The 19,973-nt window shown below is 59.6% G+C and carries 16 protein-coding genes and 1 pseudogene; 6 read left to right on the top strand and 11 right to left on the bottom strand.

Annotated elements, in window-relative coordinates; all coding sequences use genetic code 11:
• Nucleotides 1–70 precede the first annotated feature (70 nt).
• The 4 genes from ACWKV9_RS08695 (at nucleotide 71) to fucP (ending at nucleotide 3,473) form a co-directional block, all read left to right on the top strand.
• A complete protein-coding gene (locus ACWKV9_RS08695; RefSeq protein WP_483835680.1) occupies nucleotides 71–949 on the top strand; it encodes an amidohydrolase family protein in 879 nt (292 codons plus the stop codon).
• Nucleotides 946–1,722 (top strand): L-fucose dehydrogenase, encoded by a 777-nt coding sequence (locus ACWKV9_RS08690; protein WP_483835679.1) that lies wholly within the window; start codon nucleotides 946–948, stop codon nucleotides 1,720–1,722. The genes ACWKV9_RS08695 and ACWKV9_RS08690 overlap by 4 nt, the downstream gene beginning before the upstream one ends.
• Entirely contained in the window at nucleotides 1,719–2,069 is a 351-nt protein-coding gene (locus ACWKV9_RS08685) for an L-rhamnose mutarotase (protein WP_483835678.1), read from the top strand. Before ACWKV9_RS08690 ends, ACWKV9_RS08685 begins: the two co-directional genes overlap by 4 nt.
• 177 nt (nucleotides 2,070–2,246) lie before the next feature.
• Complete coding sequence (gene fucP, locus ACWKV9_RS08680) at nucleotides 2,247–3,473, top strand: L-fucose:H+ symporter permease (RefSeq protein ID WP_483835677.1); 1,227 nt, start codon at nucleotides 2,247–2,249, stop codon at nucleotides 3,471–3,473.
• Between the two features lie 110 nt (nucleotides 3,474–3,583).
• Here fucP and ACWKV9_RS08675 read toward each other — a convergent pair whose 3' ends face one another.
• The 10 genes and pseudogenes from ACWKV9_RS08675 to ACWKV9_RS08630 all read right to left on the bottom strand — a co-directional run bounded on the left by ACWKV9_RS08675 (nucleotide 3,584) and on the right by ACWKV9_RS08630 (nucleotide 15,390).
• Nucleotides 3,584–4,945 (bottom strand): cytochrome c, encoded by a 1,362-nt coding sequence (locus tag ACWKV9_RS08675; protein WP_483835676.1) that lies wholly within the window; start codon nucleotides 4,943–4,945, stop codon nucleotides 3,584–3,586.
• A gap of 12 nt (nucleotides 4,946–4,957) precedes the next feature.
• Complete coding sequence (locus ACWKV9_RS08670; protein WP_483835675.1) at nucleotides 4,958–6,733, bottom strand: GMC family oxidoreductase; 1,776 nt, start codon at nucleotides 6,731–6,733, stop codon at nucleotides 4,958–4,960.
• A gap of 2 nt (nucleotides 6,734–6,735) precedes the next feature.
• A complete protein-coding gene (locus ACWKV9_RS08665) occupies nucleotides 6,736–7,479 on the bottom strand; it encodes a gluconate 2-dehydrogenase subunit 3 family protein (RefSeq protein ID WP_483835674.1) in 744 nt (247 codons plus the stop codon).
• 173 nt (nucleotides 7,480–7,652) lie between these two features.
• Entirely contained in the window at nucleotides 7,653–8,408 is a 756-nt protein-coding gene (locus ACWKV9_RS08660) for a methyl-accepting chemotaxis protein (protein ID WP_483835716.1), read from the bottom strand.
• Nucleotides 8,409–8,510: 102 nt separating this feature from the next.
• Nucleotides 8,511–9,218, bottom strand: a pseudogene (locus ACWKV9_RS08655) (cache domain-containing protein); the annotation flags it as partial.
• 463 nt (nucleotides 9,219–9,681) lie between these two features.
• Nucleotides 9,682–11,883: a TonB-dependent siderophore receptor gene (locus tag ACWKV9_RS08650; RefSeq protein WP_483835673.1), complete on the bottom strand. Its 2,202-nt coding sequence runs from the start codon at nucleotides 11,881–11,883 to the stop codon at nucleotides 9,682–9,684.
• A gap of 376 nt (nucleotides 11,884–12,259) precedes the next feature.
• On the bottom strand, nucleotides 12,260–13,030 hold the full coding sequence (gene lra1 / locus ACWKV9_RS08645) for an L-rhamnose 1-dehydrogenase Lra1 (protein ID WP_483835672.1): 771 nt from the start codon (nucleotides 13,028–13,030) through the stop codon (nucleotides 12,260–12,262).
• A gap of 40 nt (nucleotides 13,031–13,070) precedes the next feature.
• Nucleotides 13,071–14,129 (bottom strand): L-rhamnose/proton symporter RhaT, encoded by a 1,059-nt coding sequence (gene rhaT / locus ACWKV9_RS08640; protein WP_483835671.1) that lies wholly within the window; start codon nucleotides 14,127–14,129, stop codon nucleotides 13,071–13,073.
• A 59-nt stretch (nucleotides 14,130–14,188) separates the two neighbouring features.
• Nucleotides 14,189–14,509: an L-rhamnose mutarotase gene (gene rhaM, locus ACWKV9_RS08635; protein ID WP_483835670.1), complete on the bottom strand. Its 321-nt coding sequence runs from the start codon at nucleotides 14,507–14,509 to the stop codon at nucleotides 14,189–14,191.
• Complete coding sequence (locus ACWKV9_RS08630; protein ID WP_483835669.1) at nucleotides 14,509–15,390, bottom strand: amidohydrolase family protein; 882 nt, start codon at nucleotides 15,388–15,390, stop codon at nucleotides 14,509–14,511. The genes rhaM and ACWKV9_RS08630 overlap by 1 nt, the downstream gene beginning before the upstream one ends.
• A 246-nt stretch (nucleotides 15,391–15,636) precedes the next feature.
• Between ACWKV9_RS08630 and ACWKV9_RS08625 the strand changes: the two genes are divergently transcribed.
• Nucleotides 15,637–17,379, top strand: coding sequence for an OPT family oligopeptide transporter (locus ACWKV9_RS08625; protein ID WP_483835668.1), 1,743 nt, complete (start codon nucleotides 15,637–15,639; stop codon nucleotides 17,377–17,379).
• Between the two features lie 279 nt (nucleotides 17,380–17,658).
• Here the strand turns inward: ACWKV9_RS08625 and dusA are convergent, their stop codons facing one another.
• Nucleotides 17,659–18,669: a tRNA dihydrouridine(20/20a) synthase DusA gene (gene dusA, locus ACWKV9_RS08620; protein WP_483835667.1), complete on the bottom strand. Its 1,011-nt coding sequence runs from the start codon at nucleotides 18,667–18,669 to the stop codon at nucleotides 17,659–17,661.
• Between the two features lie 358 nt (nucleotides 18,670–19,027).
• Between dusA and tal the strand changes: the two genes are divergently transcribed.
• Nucleotides 19,028–19,954, top strand: coding sequence for a transaldolase (gene tal / locus ACWKV9_RS08615; RefSeq protein WP_483835666.1), 927 nt, complete (start codon nucleotides 19,028–19,030; stop codon nucleotides 19,952–19,954).
• The last annotated feature ends 19 nt before the right edge of the window (nucleotides 19,955–19,973 follow it).

Here is a 19,973-nt window from a genome sequence, read left to right as displayed (position 1 = left end):
CAAAACGCCTCGCGAACAAGTTCGCTCCTACAGAGGCTGCATGACCAGACTTGGACGGAGTACAACAACAATGTCGTCCCAAGACACCCGCTCGCTGAGCCCACTGCGGCTCGACGCGCACCAGCACTTCTGGCGCTACCGGGCGCAGGATTATCCGTGGATCGATGATCGTCACGGGGCCTTGCGCCGCGACTTCATGCCGGACGATCTCAAGCCGCTGTTCGACGCGACGGGGATCGACGGTTGCATCGCCGTGCAGGCGAGGCAGAGCGAAAACGAAACCGATGCCCTGCTCACCCTCGCTGACCAACACCCATGGATCTTCGGCGTCATCGGCTGGGTCGATCTGCGCGCCGATGACCTCGAACACAGGTTGGAACGCTGGTCCGACGCCCCTCGCCTGAGCGGCTTTCGGCACCTGATCCAGGACGAACCGTCGCCCTTGGCGTTCATGCACGACCCGGCCTTCAATAACGGTTTGCGGGTGCTGCAACGCCAGCAAAAGATCTACGAAATCCTCATCAAAGAACAGGATCTCGACGCCGCCACCGCACTGTGCCAACGCCACGACCAGCACCACCTTGTGCTCGATCACCTGGGCAAACCCGACGTCGAAAACGACAACCCGGTGGCGTGGGCCGAGCGCCTGGCGCCCTTGGCCGCCCTGCCCCACGTCAGCTGCAAACTGTCCGGGCTGATCACCGAAGCCGATTGGCAGCAATGGCACCCGGTGCAGTTGCTCCCCTACTTCTACCTGGCACTGGAACTGTTCGGCCCGCAGCGCCTCATGTTCGGCTCCGACTGGCCGGTCTGCCAGCTCGCTGGCAGCTACCACGACGTGCATCACCTGTTCGAAACCGCCATCGCCGATTTGTCTGCCACAGAACAGGCCGCGATCCGTGGCGGCAATGCCATTCGCCTCTACGGCCTGGAAGGAATCTGCCCATGAATCTGCATCTGCAAGACAAAGTCGTGATCGTCACCGGAGGCGGCTCGGGGATTGGCGCCGCCATCTCCCTGGGCCTGGCCGAAGAAGGCGCGATCCCGGTCATTTTTGCCAATCAGCCGCTGCCCGATGCCCTTGCCGCCGAGCTGGATCAGCGCCAGCCGCAAAGCCTGTTCGTGCAAGTCGAGTTGCGCGATGAAGAAGGCTGTCGCGCTGCCGTAGCGCAGGTGCTGGAGCGCTTCGGACGCATCGACGGTCTGGTGAACAACGCAGGCGTCAACGACAACGTCGGGCTCGAGGCTGGCCGCAGCGCCTTCGTCGAATCCCTGGAAAAGAACCTGATTCACTACTACGTCATCACCCATTTGTGCCTCGATGCGCTCAAGGCCAGTCGCGGCGCCATCGTCAATATCGGCTCCAAGACTGCTGTCACCGGACAAGGCGGCACCAGCGGCTACACCGCCTCCAAAGGCGCGCAGCTGTCGTTGACCCGCGAATGGGCGGCGTCGTTGCTGGCCGATGGCGTGCGGGTCAACGCGGTGATTCCGGCGGAAGTGATGACGCCGCTGTACGAGCGCTGGATCGCCACCTTCGATGATCCGCAGGCGAAGCTTGCGCGCATCGTCGAGAAAATCCCTCTGGGCCAGCGCATGACTGAACCAGAAGAGATCGCAGACAGCGTGTTGTTTCTGCTGTCTTCGCGCGCCTCCCACACCACCGGACAGTGGCTGTTCGTTGACGGTGGTTATACCCATCTCGACCGAGCGCTGACATGAGCGGCGCGCGGTTTTGCCTGGCGCTGGACTTGATCGATGACGCCGACGCCATCGCCGAATACACCCGCCTGCATGAGCAGATCTGGCCGAGCATTGCCGAGCATTTGCGCAGCCACGGTGTGCTGGACATGCAGATCTGGCGACTGGGCACACGGCTGTTCATGGTCATGGACACGGGGCCTGCGTACAGCGCCGAGGCGATGAATCGCGCAGCCGTGAGCAACCCGGATGTGCTGGCGTGGGAAGAGCTGATGTGGCGTTTTCAGACGCCGACGCCGTGGACCGAGCCCGGGAATAAGTGGCAGCCGATGACGAGGATTTTCAGCCTTAGTGATCAACCGGGCTGACACCCACAAAATCAACCCGTGGGAGCGGACCTGTCCGCGAAGAGGCCGGTACAGCCGACAAAAATACGTCGTCTTTGAAGCAGCATTCGCGGACAGGTCCGCTCCCACAGGAATCGTCGCGTCCGCCCAGACCCTACAACAAGCTTCACGCCTTACAAAAACAACAAGGAGAGCGTCATGCTGACCAAGCAAGCGAAGATCGAAACACAGGTAAACCGGCAAGCTGTGCCGTCGGTGCGCTGGGCGCTGATTCTGGTGACCAGTCTGTTCTTTCTATGGGGGCTGTCGTATGGCCTGCTGGACGTGCTGAACAAGCATTTTCAGGAAACCCTGCACGTCAGCAAGGCGCAATCCGGGCTGCTGCAAGCGGCGTATTTCGGGGCGTATTTCATCATCGCCCTGCCCGCCGGTTTGCTCATGGACCGCTTTGGCTACAAGGCCGGGATTCTGCTTGGGCTGTGTTTGTACGCAATCGGCGCATTGCTGTTCATGCCCGCCGCCAATGCACAGAGCTTTCCGTTTTTCCTGTTCGCGCTGTTCGTGATTGCCTTGGGCCTGGGCTGTCTGGAAACCGCTGCCAACCCTTACGCCACAGTATTGGGTGACCCACAAGGCGCCGAGCGACGCTTGAATCTGGCGCAGTCATTTAACGGCCTGGGGCAATTCGTCGGGCCATTGCTGGGCGGTGCGCTGTTCTTCAGCGGCACACAGACCGCTGGCGATAACAGCTCGCTGCAAACCACCTATGTGGTCATCGCAGTGATCGTGTTGCTGGTGGCGGCCCTGTTTTACCGCACGCCGTTGCCAGATTTGCGTGAGCAGGAATCGCAGATCCAGCGCAGCAGCGACAAAACCCTGTGGCAACACCCCGAGTTCGTCGGCGGCGTGATCACGCAGTTCTTCTACGTGGCGGCGCAGGTCGGGGTCGGAGCGTTCTTCATCAATTACGTCACCGAACACTGGGCCAACATGACAAGCCAGACGGCGGCTTATCTGCTGTCAGTGGGCATGATCAGTTTCATGGTCGGACGGTTTTTCAGCACTTGGCTGATGGGGCGTATTTCCGCGCAACGGCTGCTGATGGTCTATGCCTGGATCAATGTTGCACTTTGCGCGGTGGTGGTGTCGGGGGTGGAAAATGTGTCGGTGGTCGCGCTGATCGCGATCTTCTTTTTCATGTCGATCATGTTCCCGACCATCTTTGCGATGGGCGTGAAAAACCTCGGACCGCACACCAAACGTGGCAGCTCGTTTTTGATCATGGCGATCGTGGGTGGGGCGTTAATGCCGTATCTGATGGGCCTGATCGCCGACCACGCCTCAACGGCAATGGCGTATCTACTGCCGCTGGGGTGTTTTGTGGTGGTGGCGTTTTATGGCCGAAGCGGTTTGCGTCGCGCCTGACGCAGAGCGGTTGTAGGAGCGCGCTTGCCCGCGATGGCCTTTTGTGTGTGACGACGTGTCGCCTGACATATTGCTATCGCGGGCAAGCGCGCTCCTACAGAGGCCGCGTATTACGGCTTGGCGATATCGGTCCGTGACACCGCTGGCGACTCCTGTGGCAAGGTCGCCCGCAGTTGTTTTACCTGCTCGGCTTTCACCGCTGGCGCCTGGTTACCCCAACTGCTGCGGATGAACGTCAGCAGTTGCGCGACTTCATCATCCGACAGCCGCCAGGCGAATCCGGGCATGCCCAGCTCCGACGGCGCCGCTGCGGTAGCCGGCAATTTGCTGCCCGCCAACACCAGACGAATCATCGACACCGGGTCTTCCGAGAGCACCGACGAGTTGCCGGCGATCTTCGGGAACACCCGCTCATAGCCTTGGCCGTTGGTTCGGTGACAGGCAGAGCAGTTGTCGACATACAACTGGGCGCCACGACTGCCTTCCTCGCCCGCCGCCAACGCTTTCGCCGTCGACGGATCAGCCTTGAAGCTCGACACCTGACGCTCGCTGGCCGGCAGGGTTTTCAGGTACGCCGCCACCGCCTGCAGGTCGCCATCGTTCAGATGCTGAGTGCTGTGCACCACCACATCGCCCATCGCACCGCCCAATACCGCGTGGGTTGCACTGCGAGCGCTGCGCAGGGTAGCGACGATGTCTTCCTTGCTCCAGGCACCCAGACCGTCCGCCGGATTACCCCGCAGATTGACCGCCAGCCAGCCATCGATCACCGGCCCACCGGACAGGTAAATCGGGCTCGACTCGTCCAGCGCCTTTTCCTGCAGGGTCAGTGCCCGTGGCGTGTGGCAACTGCCGCAGTGGCCCAGGCCCTGCACCAGATAGGCACCGCGGGCGACTTCGGCGTCCTTGTAGCCATCGGCCTTGAACGCAATAGCATCCGGGTCCGGCGCAAAGGTCTTGCGCCAGATTGCTAACGGCCAGCGCATGGACAACGGCCACGGCACGTCATTGACACGGTTGATCACACCGACTGGCGCGACGCCCTGCATGAAGAACGCATAGAGCGCGCGAATGTCGTCGTCGCTGACTTTCGCGTACGCCGGATACGGCATGGCCGGGTACAGACTATCGCCATTGGCGGCGATGCCATGACGCAACGCCCGGTCAAAGTCATCCAGCGAATAACCGCCGATGCCCGACACCTTGTCCGGCGTGATGTTGCTGCTGTACAGCGTGCCAATCGGCGAAGCAATCGGCAGACCGCCCGCAAACGGTTTGCCGCCTTTTGCGGTGTGGCAGGCCGTGCAATCGCCAGCGTCCGCCAGATAGCGGCCCTTCTCGATCAGCGCCGCTTGTTCAGCTTCAGGTGCCGCCTGCAACGCTCGGGTGTGGGTGGGCCAGAAGGCAAAGGCCAGGAACACCACCAGCACCACAACGCCCAGTCCAACCAGGCTCAGGAGAAACTTTTTCATGGGTCGTTCTCCTTATGCCTGAACCAGCGGGCCGGGGTTTTTCAGGTATTGCTCGCGGATGGCCTTGGCAGACCAATACGCCAGCGCGCCCACCATCCCGGTCGGGTTATAGCCGTTGTTCTGCGGGAACGCGTTGGCACCAATCGCGAACACGTTATGCACGTCCCACGATTGCAGGTAACGGTTCAGCGCCGAGGTTTTCGGGTCGTTACCCATGATCGCGCCGCCGCAGGTGTGGGTGCTCTGGTACTTGGTGATGTTGTAATGCTCGCCCGGTTTCTTGGCGTCGCCCGCCACAGCCGTCGGGTTGAGGATTTTCGACATCTCCAGCGCCTTGCCTACCAGGTATTGCGAGGCCTTGATTTCGTTGTCGTGCCAATCGAAATTCATGCGCAGCAACGGCCGACCGAAGCCGTCCTTGTAGGTCGGATCAAGGCTCAGATAATGCTGACGGTACGACATGCACGCGCCCTGCACTTCGAAGTAGAACGAGTGACGGAACGCATCGCTGGCGGCCTGTTTCCACTGCGTGCCCCAGTTCGGCGTCCCCGGCGGCACGTTGATCCCGCGCACGGGACCTGCACCCGGTTGACGCGCCCAGATCACGCCGCCGCCAACAAAACCGGCCTTGGCGTTATCGAGCTGGTTGCCGTTGAGGTTGTCCATCGTCGTCCCTGCGCCACCGATGCCGATGAACTGGTTGGCCTGCACTTCCTTGCCGAAAAACAGCACCACGCGGTTGAGGTTCTGGTAGGAATAATTGCGCCCGATGGTGCCTTCGCCGGTCTGCGGATCGTAGGGTTTGCCGATGCCCGACAGCAGCATCAAATGCACGTTGAACAGCGAGAACGCGCACAGCAGAACCATGTCCGCCTGCTGCTCGACTTCACGGCCCTGCGCATCCAGATAGGTGACGCCGGTCGCTTTTTTGCCATCGCTATCGAGATTGACTTTGAGCACCTGAGAGTTAGTGCGCATCTCGAAATTCTTGCGCAAGCGCAGCACCGGCAGAATGCTGATGTTCGGGCTGGCCTTGGAGTAGTTCAGGCACCCGTAATCGCTGCAGAAACCGCAGGCGTTGCACGGACCCATCTGACAACCGTACGGGTTGACGTAAGGTCCGGATGCGTTGGATGCCGGGATCGGATACGGGTCCCAGCCCATCTCCCGCGCGCCTTTGTAAAACATCTCGGCGCCCAGGTAGTTAGGGTTCGGCCCCAGCGGAAACTCACGGGAGCGCGACCCTTCGAACGGATTGCCGCCCGCCTGTTTGGCGCCCTGAATCACACCGGCTTTGCCCGAGGTGCCACAGACGTGTTCGAAGTGATCGAAGTGCGGTTCGAGGTCTTCGTAGGTGACCGGAAAGTCCTGGATCGTCATGTCGCTGGGAATGAACTTGGCGCCATAGCGCTGCTCGACATTGCTGCGCAGATTGAAGTCTTCCGGCAGTGCGCGGAAGTGGCACCCGGACCAGTGACTGCCCGCGCCGCCGACGCCAGTGCCCGGTTTGAACGAGCCCATCTGCCGATAGGGCACGGCGGTGGACGTCTGGTTGTGCCGCACGGTGACGGTTTCCTGGGACAGACTTTGCAGGTAGCGGCGATGCACCGAACCTTCCAGCTCGTCGACCACTTTGGGGTAGGCAAAATCAGGTTGTGTGTCGCGATCCGCGCCGCGTTCCAGCACCACCACATTCAGGCCCGCATCGGTGAGCTCTTTGGCCATGATGGCGCCGGTCCAGCCCATGCCAACGATGACTGCATCTACTTTCGGTTTGACGTTCGCCATGCTCAACCCCTCCGCCCGGCCAGATCAACCGGCGGCAACGGGTACGGCTTATCACGCACCGTCACCCAGTCCATGTAATCGGCGCGCATGCCGGGGTAACCGATCATTTTCCACGCGCCCATATTTTTGTTGCCGCCGTGGGACGGATCGGCGAAATAGCCGTTGCGCACCTCGTTAAGCAGGTTGGTAAAGAACAGCTTCGACGACACTTCCTCCAGTACCAGCTTGCCGCTCTCGGCAGCTTTCAACAGGTCTTCCTGCTGAGCCGTTGTCAGTTGAGCGAAGGTCTTGCCGGAGAAGGTTTTCTTGCAGCTGGCGTCCATCGCTTTGATGCCGACCCGCAACAGTTCGCGCAGGGTCAGACGGCCCTGATAACCGAACTCAGGGGCTGCTTCCAGAAACGGGCCTTGCATGTACCAGATGCCGCCGTTTGCGTAAGGCGTCTGCATGTGGCGATCGAGAAATTCCGGAACGCCCAGTTCCACGGCGCCGGGGCCAACCTGATCGGACGGGATCAAACGGTCACAGGCTGCAAACACGAACGTCCATTCGTCGGGGGTAAAAAACGTCGGTTTGTAGTCGTCGGGTTTGCTCGCGGGTTGCGCGCCTTGTTGGGCATCGCTGGCGGGGGTCTGCGCGAAGGTGGTAGCGGGAAGGCCTGCGCTGGCCAGAGTCACAACGGGGATGAGCGTCAGCGACTTGCGTAGAAAGTCGCGACGGCCTGGGGAGGTATCGTCATCGGACATCGTTTACTCACTCCTGGGTCTGAAACACGGGTGTGCTGCTGGTTTTCTTATCATTTGCCGCTCGATGTCGGCATTTCGATTGCTCGCTAATCATGATCAAGCTAAGCATTCGCACGTTACTAGAACAGCTATCGCCGCCTGTTGCCAGGCAAGCGACCGGCTGAAACGGTTCTTCAGATTTTGAATTGACGGACCAGGCTGCTCAGGTTGCTGCCCAGAGATGACACCTCGCGCATGGTGCGCGCGCTTTGCTCGGTTTCGTCGGCCAGACTTTCCACGGCGCCAGCAATCTGGTGCACGCTGCGGTTGATCTCTTCGGCGACCGAGGTCTGCTCTTCAGCGGCACTGGCGATCTGCGCGTTCATTGCGTTGATGGTGCCGATCAGGCCCGAGATGGAGTCCAGCGACACACCGACTTCGTTGGTCTGCTTATTGGCACCTTCACCCGCTTCCGTGGACCGGCGCATGGCCGCGACCGAGGCTGTGGTGCCAGCTTCGAGGCGGGTGATCATGCCCTGGATTTCCTGGGTGCTGGTCTGCGTGCGACTGGCCAGCGCGCGGACCTCATCGGCCACTACCGCAAAACCACGACCGGCTTCACCGGCACGCGCCGCTTCGATGGCAGCGTTGAGCGCCAGCAGGTTGGTCTGTTCGGCAATCGAGCGGATCACGTCGAGCACCGAAACGATCGAACGCACGTCCTGCTGCAGGTTATCCAGGCTGGTACCGCTCAGGCGGATGTCCGACACCAGAGCGCTCATGCCCTGAATGTTGTTGCCCACCACTTTGCGTGCGGCATGCCCCTGCTGGTCGGTTTCAGCGGCAGCTTCGGCGGCACGCTGGGCACTCATGGCGACTTCCTGCGCGGCAGACGACATCTCGTTGATCGCGGTGGCGACTTGATCGGTCTCGTTGCGCTGACGCTGCATCGCTTGTTCGGAACGCAGGGTCTGCTGCGTCGCCTGCTCCACCAGACCGTCCAGGTCAGTGGTCATCTGCGCGACCTGGCGGACCATGGTGTGGATCTTGTCGATGAAGCGGTTGAATGAGGCAGCCAGATCGCCCAGCTCATCGTTGCTGGTGATGGCCAGACGATGGGTCAGATCACCCTCGCCAGCGGCAATGTCATCCAGGTTGGTCTTGAGCACGCGCAATGGCCGAACGATGCCATTGGCTGTCCAGATCCCGGCTGCCGCAGTGACCAGCAGCAACACCAGCGTGACTAGAAAAATGCTGCCCAGGATGTCCCGCGTGCGCGCCTTGACGGCCGCCTGCTCCAGCACCATGGCGGCCTCGATGTCGTCCATGTTAATGGCGCTGCCCAGCACCAGGTCCCACTTCTCCAGGTAAACGGTGTAACCCAGTTTAGGCACCTGCACGCTTTCCTGACCCGGCTTTGGCGCGGCGTAATCGATGTAATGCTTACCGTTTTTCGCTACTTCGACGAAGGTCTGGTAGTGGTAAGAGCCGTCCGGGTCCTTGGTGTCCCAGAAGCTCTTGCCGACGCCTGCTGTGCTGTCGCCCCGGAAGATTCGCACGCCTTTGCTGTCGTAGCCGAAGAAGTAACCGTCTTCGCCAAACTTGACCGGCTTCAACACCTCCAGCGCCTTGTCGCGGGCAGCCATGTCGCCGTTCGCCGACGCATCGTGCAACGGCTTGATGGTGGTCAGCGCCACCTCAACGTAGTTTTTCAGCACATCGCGGTTGCGCTGGACCAGGCTGTCGCGGGTGTCGCGCATCTCCTGATCCGCACTGCGCTGCAACATCCATGACGCCAGCCCGCTAATGATGAGCGCGAACAACAGCGCGGGAATGATCGCTAAGCACAGCAATTTGCTTTTGACGGTCAGCTTCATGGGAGAAATGCCCTCCTGGTCAGTGTGGTTTTGAGGGGTATCGGCAGGAGGTCGTACAACTTGAAAAAAGAATGATGGCAATTTGACGCCAGATTTTCAGCGACGGTGATGGATTCTGCGTTCCTTTCGCCGGACAACCTGAAGGGCCCGCACTCGTTGCGGGAGCGGAATGATTAGTGGTTTTTTAGGTGACTGACGGACGTGATGATCACGCCGTCCCTTTAGGAGCTGACGAGCAACGCGAGGCTGCGTTGCTCGTCAGCTCCGACAGGAACCACGTGATGCGCTGGATGTACACCCTGTCGCGCGCGGCTGCAAAAGCAGCGCACGGCCAGCGATGTGGGTATTACCAACGAAACGCCACAGTCCCCAACACCGTGCGCTCTTCACCCCAATAGCAACGCCCTGCGTTGTTGCAGCCCGACACGTATTCCTTGTCGAACAGGTTCTTCGCGTTCACGTCCACCGACCAATGCTTGTCGATGTCGTAACCCACCAGCGCATCCACCAGCGTCACATCGCCCGTCTTCAACTTGCCGTACAACGTCGGGGCGGTGTAGGCGAATGTGTTGTCGAAATAACGCACCCCGCCGCCCAGACGCAAGCCGCTCAGCGCGCCATCCAGGAAGCGATAGGTGGCCCAGGTCGAAGCCTGATTACGCGGAATACCGGTCAGTTGATGATCCTCGAACAACGACCCCGGCGCGTCTTTGGTCACTCGCGCATCGGTGTAGGTGTACGACGCCACCAGGCTGAGATTGCGCGTCACATCACTGTTGACCTCAAGCTCGACGCCCTTGGACTTGCTCTTACCCACTTGCTGGCTGAAACCGTTGCTGCCGGCCACTACGTCATGGGATTTGGTCAGGTCGAACACCGCAGCGCTGAAGGTGGTGTTCCAGCCTTTTGGCTCATATTTCAGGCCGACTTCGTATTGCTCGCTGAGGATCGGATCGAGCAAATCGCCGTTTGGCTGCGAAGACTGCTGCACCGGCGTGAACGCCGTCGAATAGCTGACATACGGCGAGATGCCGTTTTCGAACTGGTACATCAAACCCGTCTGCCAGCTGAAACGATGATCCCAGCCGTCCAGATCGGTGGCCGCCGTCGTGCCTCGGGCGCGGTTGCGGTATTCGCTTTGCACCCAGTCCTGACGCCCACCCAACAGGAAAATCCAGTTGTCGTATTTGCTTTGCAGTTGGCCGTAGGCACCGTACATGTGCTGATCGAGCTGGGAGTTCTGAACGTACAACGGCGTGGTCGGTTGCACCGGCGAGAACACCGGATTGAACACGTTGTAGGTGCCGCCCAAGCCAGCGTTCCAGTCCTGATTGAACGAGGTGCGGTCGTAGCTGGCACCCAGCAACACGGTATTTTCCAGCGCACCCGAGGTGAAGTGACCTTCGAACTGGTTGTCCACCGAATAAGTGACTGACTTGTTGTCGCGGTCGTAAGCGCTGCTGCTCAACGTGCTGCCGAAGCCGGCCTGATTCAGGTTATTCGGCCAGGTTTCATGGCGGTTCACACGCGACTCCATGTAGCGCGAGTTCTGACGGAACTGCCAGATGTCGTTGATCTGATGGCTGAACTCGTAACCCAGCGTCCAGGCTTCACGCTCGAAGTCGTCCCAGCTCGGGTTGCCGTTGAACTGATCCTTACCGATCTTGCCATTGACGTTGTTGAGCAGCGTCCCCGCCGCCGGATAGCCGAGCAGCAGTTTGGTGCGGTCGCGCTGGTAGCTCGACAGCAGGGTCAGCGCGGTGTCTTCGTCGAAATTGAACGTCATGGACGGCGCAATATAGAGACGATCATCCGGCACCGAGTCCACCTGCGTATCGGCATTGCGGCCCAGCATCACCACGCGCCCGAGGATGCGGTTGTCGTCGGTCAGCGGGCCGGACACATCGAGCCCGAGCTGGCGGCGGTTGTTGCTGCCGTAGCTGAATTTGGCTTCACCCTGGGCCGTTTCGGTCGGCTTTTTGCTGACCAGATTGACCAGGCCGCCCGGCGCGTTTTCGCCATAGAGAATCGAGCTCGGGCCACGGAAAACTTCAGTGCGCTCCAGTCCGTAGGGCTCAGTGGTTGTGTCGTAACGGTTGCCTTGTAGACGCAAGCCGTCCTTGAGCAGACCGTATCCGTAGTCGGTGGCGTTGTAGCCACGGATGGAAAACAGGTCGCCGGCCAGGCCATCACCGACCGCGAAAGGTGGCGCGAAGATGCCGGGGACGTAACCGAGGATATCGGTCAGGGTCTGCGAACCCTGATCCTGGATGCGCTGACGTGTCACGACGGAGACAGAGCGCGGGGTCTCGGACAGAGGCGTGCTGGTCTTGGTGCCAGCGGTGCTGTTCTGTACCTGATAACCGAGGGTCTGTTCGCCTTCCGGCGCTTCTCCGGTAATGACCGAGTTCTGCAACTGCAACGCCTCGCCTTTCGTAGCGGGCTTGGCTGGCGCGTCCTCGGCAGCGGCCATGCCATGCCAGCTCACAGCGGCGACCAGCAACGCCAAGGTTTTTACCTTTACATCCATCTTCTTATTACGAGCCATCTTCCTTCCCCTCTCCCTTGAAGTTGCTGCGGGCCCCAGCCCCTTTTGTACCGATATATTTCAAAAAGCGAGAAAATGTAACAGAGAACAATTCCTATTACCATTGCGATTAGAGGGGGTGCCCCGAGTGTGTTTTCTGTCTGCACTCAGGGCTTTCAGCCCGTGCCAGGCTGGCTGTCACGCTGGGAGCGTTAGAGAGGAAAATTTCGGCGACCTGAACGGTCTGGAGGACGGCACTGTTTGGCCGTGAGAGAAAGGGAATAAATCCAGTTTAAGGACCGATCGCCTGAAGGAGAGAAACCGCGCTGCAAGGACTGAACATGACCCTGATGATGTTCCGCCAGTCCATGCAGCGCGTTAAAAAGGGCGGTTGCCGCTACTGCAAATTCACGAACAACCCGCCGTCGACCAACAACGACGCCCCCGTGACATAGCGCGCCATGTCGGACGCCAGAAACACGATCGGCCCCGCTACATCTTCTGGCTGCCCAAGACGTCCAAGAGGTGTGCGTGAGGTCATGTACGCCAGCTTCTCTTCGTCTGCCAGGTCGTCCTTATTGATATCAGTAGCGATGGTGCCGGGCAGTACCGAGTTGCAGCGAATACCGTATGGGCCCAGCGCGATGGCGCACGATTGCATCAGCGAATGCAGGCCTGCCTTGGTGGGCGTGTAGTGGGTTTGCATGGCGCCGCCGACCAAGGCACTGATGGAACTGACCGCAATGATCGCCCCGCCATTGCCTTGATTCTTCATCTGGTTCGCCGCTGCCTGAACAGCGAAATACGCGCCGTTGAGATTGGTGTTGATGGTCTTCAGATAGACCTCGCGCGGCATGTCGAGGAACGAGTGAAACGGGCAGATCCCGGCATTATTGACGAACACATCGACGCTGCCGAACGCATCTACCGCGCCCTTGACCAGCCTGTCGCCGGTGTCCGGATCTTCGGCGTCGCTGCCTACCTCAACGGCCCGCCCGCCAAACGCGCTGATCTCGTCGATCAGGCTGCGCGCGGCAATCAACCCCTGCTCGCTACCGCTGTGGCCGATCACTACGCTGGCGCCTTGTCGCGCGCATTCCTTCGCCGCCGCCCTGCCGATGCCCCGAGACGCGCCGGTAATAATCACGGTTTTGCCTGCCAGTAACATAAGAACCTCCTGCTGGATATCGAGTGATGTCGGGCTGCTGTCAGCCCAGATAGTTGCCGTAGCCGACCATGCCGATGGAGCCCAGAATCACCGCGATCCCCATCACCAGCACGCCCTTGTTGGAAGCCGTCGTGCCCTGCCATTCGCGGAAATACAGACCCCAACAGTTGGAAACGACGATGATGAAAGACATGTGCAGCACCCACGAACTGGCGTCGTTCTGCAGGCGGCTTTCGCCCATGCCGTAAAAGAAGAACTGCAGAAACCATAACGTCCCGGCGCTCGCCACCAACAGGTAATTGCGCAGCAGCGGGGTCTGGGGATTGGTGTAATCGCCGAACGTGCGATTGCGGCGGTTGAGCCACAGGCACCAGATTGCGTTGGTGGTGAGCCCGCCCCACATGATCACCATGAAGGTCACGTTGTTCTGGAACAGGCTGTTAGCGCCATGTTGCACGGCGGCTTCGGCCAAGGGACGACCCGCCGCAATCCCGTAACTGAAACAAGCGCTGAGTACCCCGGAAATCACCGCCACCAGCGCGCCTTTGCTCAAGGAGAACTCACTGACGCTGGCGAATTTGGTTTCCTGCGACACGTCGCGCTCCTTGAGCATCCCCGCGCGGCCACACAACGCAATGCCGATCATCGATACTGCCACGCCCCACAACACCCAGTTGCCGCTGACACTGGCGACCATTTCGGTCAGTGTTCCAGCCGTGGCGTCAGTGAACAGATCGCGGTACAGCGCGGGCATCAAGGCGCCCAAAGCCGAGGTCAGTCCCATCACCAGCGACATGCCCAGCGACAACCCGAGATAGCGCATGGTCAGGCCGAACGTCAGCCCGCCGACGCCCCACAAGACGCCAAACAGGTAGGTCCAGAACAATGTTGCGCTGTCAGCCTGACGCAGGATGCTCACATAACCGGGCACCGTCAGTTGCGCGGCAATCAACGGCACGATTAGCCAGGACGCCAGGCCGCCCATGATCCAGTAACTTTCCCAGGCCCAGCCGTGGACCTTTTTGTAAGGAATATAAAAGCTGCCAGACGCTGCACCTCCAATGAAATGCAACAGCACACCGAGCAGAATGATTTCCACGGTTCACGTCCTTTTTGTTTTTATGGATTAGGTTTTCGCCTGAATGAAAGAGGCGTGCTTCATTCGGGATTCAGGCTGAACACCGGCTGCAGATCGACGCTAATGGGCGACGCATCCGGATGGCTCGGCATGATTGACTGCATGTGCTGCCACCATCGCTGCATCACCGGCAAACGCGGAAGTTGATCGAGCGTGTGATCGTCTTCGTGGGTCATCACGGCAAACAGCGCAAGCGATTGCGGATCGAGAAAAATCCGGTAATCGGTGATGCCCGCGTCGCGCAACGCCTGCACCAGTTCCGGCCATATTTCGTCGTGTCGGCGGCGGTATTCATCGGCCTGACCAGGGTTGAGATTCATACGGAATGCGCGCATTGGCATCAGCATGCTCCCCGCTCGGGCAACCCATAGGCGTTCGCTACGTTGTGCAGAAAGAACTTTTCCTGGACCGACCGGGGCTTTTCCGCGAGGCAGGTTTTGACCAGCCCGAGGGTCGTATCAAAATCGGCGACGGTGTTGCTGTTGGGCCAGTCACTGCCGAAGAAACACCTGTCTTCGCCGAAAGCCTCCCAGAGATACGCCAGTCGATCCCGGTAGTAGGCAGGATCGTTGATCACCATCCCCGCATTCATCTGAGGGATTTCTGCCAGCTTGGCGAACACATTGGGGTTCTCGGCCAGCGCGAGCACGTCGCGCTGAAAGTCCGGCAGTTGATCGGCGGTGACCGTGGCACTGGGGAGATGATCAACAATGATGCGCAGGTCAGGCAGCCGGTCGCTCAGTCGTAGCAATCCCTTGATCAATCGTGGATCAGGGTTGGCGCTGTCCAGGCTGCGCCCCGATCCAACCAGGCGCCGCATGCCGTCGATAAAAGCGGGACGCGTCTGGTCACCGAGCAAGTCCCGATCCCAAAGGTTGCCGTAACGCAGTCCGAGAAACAGCGGCTCGCCTTCGAGCGCCTCGAAGTCTTGGTTGAAATTAGCGTGCAACGGCGAAAGATTGCCGACGAAACCCAGCATGCCAGGTGCGCTGCGTATGGTCTCCAACAGCCACTGATTATCGGAACGCCAGGGACTGGCTTCCACAACAATTGCGCCCACGATGTGATGAGCCGTTGCAACTTGCCGATATTGAGCAGGCAACGAGGTGCCATGCAGGACATGACCGACTTCTGGCCAAGGAACCCCCTCAGGCCGAGCCGCGTCGAAAAGGTGAATATGGCCATCGATGATCGGGCCGCTGTACAGGACGGGAGCAGTCATTCTCAATTCCAACTGATAACGCTTGTTCTTATTGAGGCCGACTGTAGGGCGTGACATCGATACGTGACTAATCGATTTTTGGTTAATAGCGATACCTTAAGGCTATCGGCGATATGCCAACCGAAACGTCCTGAAGCTGAACCTTCTGACCGAGACGCCCTCACTTATGAAGGCCGTGGCGGTGGGTTCGGCCTCGATATCAGCGCCCGCATCAGACATCCCCTGCCCGGATTCACAGGATCGTCCATGAATCTTATTGCCCCTTGCACTTCAGTCATCACCCCGGTCGAGCGCGAGTTGAGTGTGCGTGCGGTGGTCACCGGGGTACTGCTGGGCATCGTACTGACGCCGTCGAATGTCTACGCCGGGTTGAAGATCGGTTGGTCGTTCAACATGTCGATCATCGCGCTGCTGGTGGGCTTCGGCGTGTGGCAGAGCTTTGTCAGACGGTTTAAGAAGCAACCGCCATGGACCCTGCACGAGAGCAATATCAATCAGACGGTCGCCTCGGCGGCGGCGTCGATCATTTCCGGCGGGCTGGTGGCGCCAATCCCGGCTTACACCTTATTGACCGGCCAGCAACTGGACCCGATTCCGATGATGGCCTGGGTGTTTTCGGTGAGCTTTCTCGGCATCTGGATCGCCTGGTATCTGCGCCCTGCCCTGCTCAATGACAAGGCGCTGAAGTTTCCCGAAGGCATGGCGACCCTCGAAACGCTGCAGCACATTTATCACCACGGCCATGAAGCTGCCGCGCGGATCAAGGTACTGTTCTCTGCCGCACTGCTGTCAGCGGGCGTGAAATGGATCGACACCTTTCTCTGGGCCATCCCGCGCTGGGCGCCGAACGCGCAACTGGAACGTCTGACATTTACCGCTGACCCGTCGCTGCTACTGGTCGGGTTCGGCGGCATCATCGGCATTCGCGTGGGATTGAGCCTGTTGCTGGGGGCATTACTGGCCTGGGGCGGGCTGGCACCCTGGCTGCTGGCGCAAGGGCTGATCGTAGTGCCAGCGGGCAGCTCCGGGCCGCAATTTGCCAAGCTGGTCGAGTGGCTGCTGTGGCCGGGAGTGAGCCTGATGGTCAGCTCCACGCTTGTGTCGCTGGCCATCCAGATCGTCAAATCACGCCGACAGACCACCGACAGAAAAGCTTTCACCTGGCGCAGGCCCTCTGCGGGTCCGGCCACAGGATTTGCGCTGTCGATCGCGTTGGTGGTTTGCCTGCAAGCTGTCTTGTTTGATATCAGCGTCTGGATGGCGTTGCTGTCGATCCCGCTGGCGATCTGTCTTGCCGTAGTAGCGGCGCGAGTGGTCGGTGCTACAGGTATCGCTCCGATTGGCGCCATCGGCAAGTTATCGCAGCTCAGCTTTGGCCTCGTCGCGCCGGGGCAAGTCGCGATCAATCTCATGAGTGCCAACACAGCAGGTGGCGCGGCGGGTCAGAGCACCGATCTGATGAATGACTTCAAGGTCGGTATGGCGATCGGCGCGACGCCGAAAAAGCAGGTGATCGCGCAGTGCGTCGGGATATTTATCGGCAGCATCGTTGGCGTGCTGGTGTACATGGCGCTGATTCCTGACCCACAAGGCATGCTGCTCACCGAAGAATGGCCGGCACCTGCCGTCGCGACCTGGAAAGCCGTGGCGCAAACGCTGATGTATGGGCTCGATTCGTTGTCGCCGAGCGTGCGCTGGGGAATCTTTCTCGGGGCCGTGGCTGGGCTGCTTCTGGGCGCGATGGACAGTCTGCTGCCCAATCGTCTTTCGCGTTTCCTACCCAGTTCAGCGGCCCTTGGCCTGGCTTTCGTCCTACCGGCATCCACTTCGCTGATGATGGCCTTGGGCGCGGTGCTGACCTGGCTGGTGAGTCAACGCTGGCCGCACGTCACCGAGCATTTTGCGATCACCGCTGCAGCCGGTTTGATCGCCGGCGAAAGTATTACCGGAGTAGGCGCATCGTTTTGGGCAATGACTGGGAATCTTTAGTGAGCGGATGGCTCTGAACATCAGCGCCTTGAGTCGATGACATCGTTGTGACTCAAGGCTTCCAGCATCAGCCGCTTGCCAACTATCAATTCGATCAATATTGAACATAGCGAACTTCGCCGTTCTTTTCGGATTGCGAGACAGGGATGATAGCGCCATCGATTTTTCAAGGACTTAGCTCCCATGTCAGTCAACATGACCATCCTGTTTTTGCTGATCGTTTCTTTTACCGTGGCATTGTTTGGTGTTGGCTAGGATTTCAAATCGTAACGCTCGTGCTCAGCGTCCTTCCAGCAACATCCCGGCCTGATCCAGCAGCCCCAGCGGATCACTGGTTTTATGAATGTCCACGGACAGCAATTGCCGGAACTTGCGGGCGCCGGGGAAACCTGTCCCCAATCCCAATACATGACGCGTGATGTGGTGCATTGAACCGCCATCACTCAGGTGAGCGGCGATGTAGGGGCGCATGGCCGCCAGGACCTCAGAGCGTGTGATCACGGGCGCAGTGCTGCCGAACAGTTCGCGGTCGACTTCTGCCAGCAGGTAGGGGTTGTGATAAGCCTCACGGCCGAGCATCACGCCGTGGAAGGTATCCAGATGGTCGCGGCATTGATCCAGGGTTTTGATACCCCCGTTGAGGATGAACTCAAGGTCCGGAAAATCCTGAACGAGTTGCGCGGCAACGTCATAGCGCAACGGTGGGATATCGCGGTTTTCCTTGGGCGACAGACCTTCGAGAATGGCGATCCGTGCATGGACGGTGAAGCTGGTACAGCCGGCATCGCGCACGGTGCCGACGAAATCACAGAGCTCTGCATAACTGTCGCGACCATTGATGCCAATCCGGTGCTTGACCGTCACCGGGATCGATACCGCATCGCGCATGGCCTTGACGCAATCGGCCACCAACTTCGGGTGGCCCATCAACACGGCGCCGATCAAGTTGTTCTGCACTCTGTCGCTAGGACAGCCGACGTTAAGGTTGACCTCGTCATACCCCGCCGCTTCGGCCATCTTCGCGCACGCAGCCAAATCCGCCGCAGTGCTGCCACCCAATTGAAGCGCCAGTGGATGCTCCGTGTCGTCGTGCCGCAGGAAACGCTCGCTGTCGCCGTGCAGCAACGCACCGGTGGTGACCATTTCGGTGTAGAGCAATGCGTTTTTGGACAGCAGTCGCAGGAAGTACCGGCAATGGCGATCGGTCCAGTCCATCATCGGCGCAACAGAAAAACGACGGGACAGTTCAGCGGATTTGAGGGGAGCAGGTGAGGCAGTCAATGGCAACATATCGGCAATCGTGCGGGTCTGGCGTGACGGACGCGCAGTTTATCAGCAAGCGCAACACTTGGCCTTCAAGGATGCCGCACCTGCCGTCGAGCCGCATAATATCAACGACCGGGAACAAGCAGCGCCGACTATGCTCAAACCCAGTCTGGATCGAGTATCCGCCTCCTCAATGATCGAAAACGGCCGGTCGGGACGTTCAGGTAAAAAGCCTGGTCCCGCTGAGTTCATCGCCAGCGCGCAGACTCTACGTTTGCGCAAATAAAAGCGTTGAAATCACCTGCGCCCGTTATGGTTTACGCCCTTGAGTGCCCGGCGGCGCTCGGGTAATGTCATCAAACCCACAGGACAGAGCACGCTCATGACTTCCAAGCTGGAACAACTCAAAAAAATCACCACCGTCGTTGCCGACACCGGTGACTTCGCCGCCATCGAAAAACTCAAGCCGGTCGATGCAACGACCAACCCTTCTCTGCTGTTGAAAGCAGGTTCAAACGACAGCAACGCCGATCGCCTGAAAGAAGCGTTCAGCGGCAGCAAGGGTGATATAGATCTGGCAAGCGACCGTTTCGCCGTCGCCATCGGCCGAGAGATCCTCAAAGTAGTCCCAGGCCGCGTATCCACTGAAGTTGACGCGCGCATCTCCTTCGACACTGCCGCCTGTATCGCTCGCGCAGAACGCATCGTAGGTCTGTATGAAGAGTTCGGCATCGGCCGCGACCGCATTCTGATCAAGCTCGCCTCCACTTGGGAAGGCATCAAAGCCGCCGAAGTACTGGAAAAGAAAGGCATCCAGTGCAACCTGACCTTGCTGTTCTCCTTCGCCCAGGCCCAAGCCTGTGCTGACGCTGGCGTGTTCCTGATTTCGCCATTCGTAGGGCGTATCTACGACTGGTACAAAAAGGCCGAAGGCAAAGAATACGTCGGCGCAGAAGACCCGGGCGTCAAATCTGTCAGCCGCATCTACAACTACTACAAAGCCAATGACTACAAAACCGTGGTCATGGGCGCAAGCTTCCGTAACTTGAGCCAGATCGAAGAACTGGCCGGCTGCGATCGCCTGACTATCAGCCCGGACTTGTTGCAGAAGCTGTCCGAAGACAACGGCGTACTGGAGCGCAAACTGGCACCTGGTACAGGCGGCGAGCCGCGTCAGACGCTGAATGAAAGCCAGTTCCGCTGGGCCTCCAACGAAGACGCGATGGCGACCGAAAAACTGGCCGAAGGCATTCGCCAGTTCGCCCGCGATCAGGAAAAACTGGAAGCGCTGCTGTCGGCCAAGAAGTAACGTTCGATACAGGACAAAA

It is taken from the genome of Pseudomonas corni (assembly GCF_057128765.1).
This window is presented reverse-complemented; position numbering and strand designations above follow the sequence as displayed.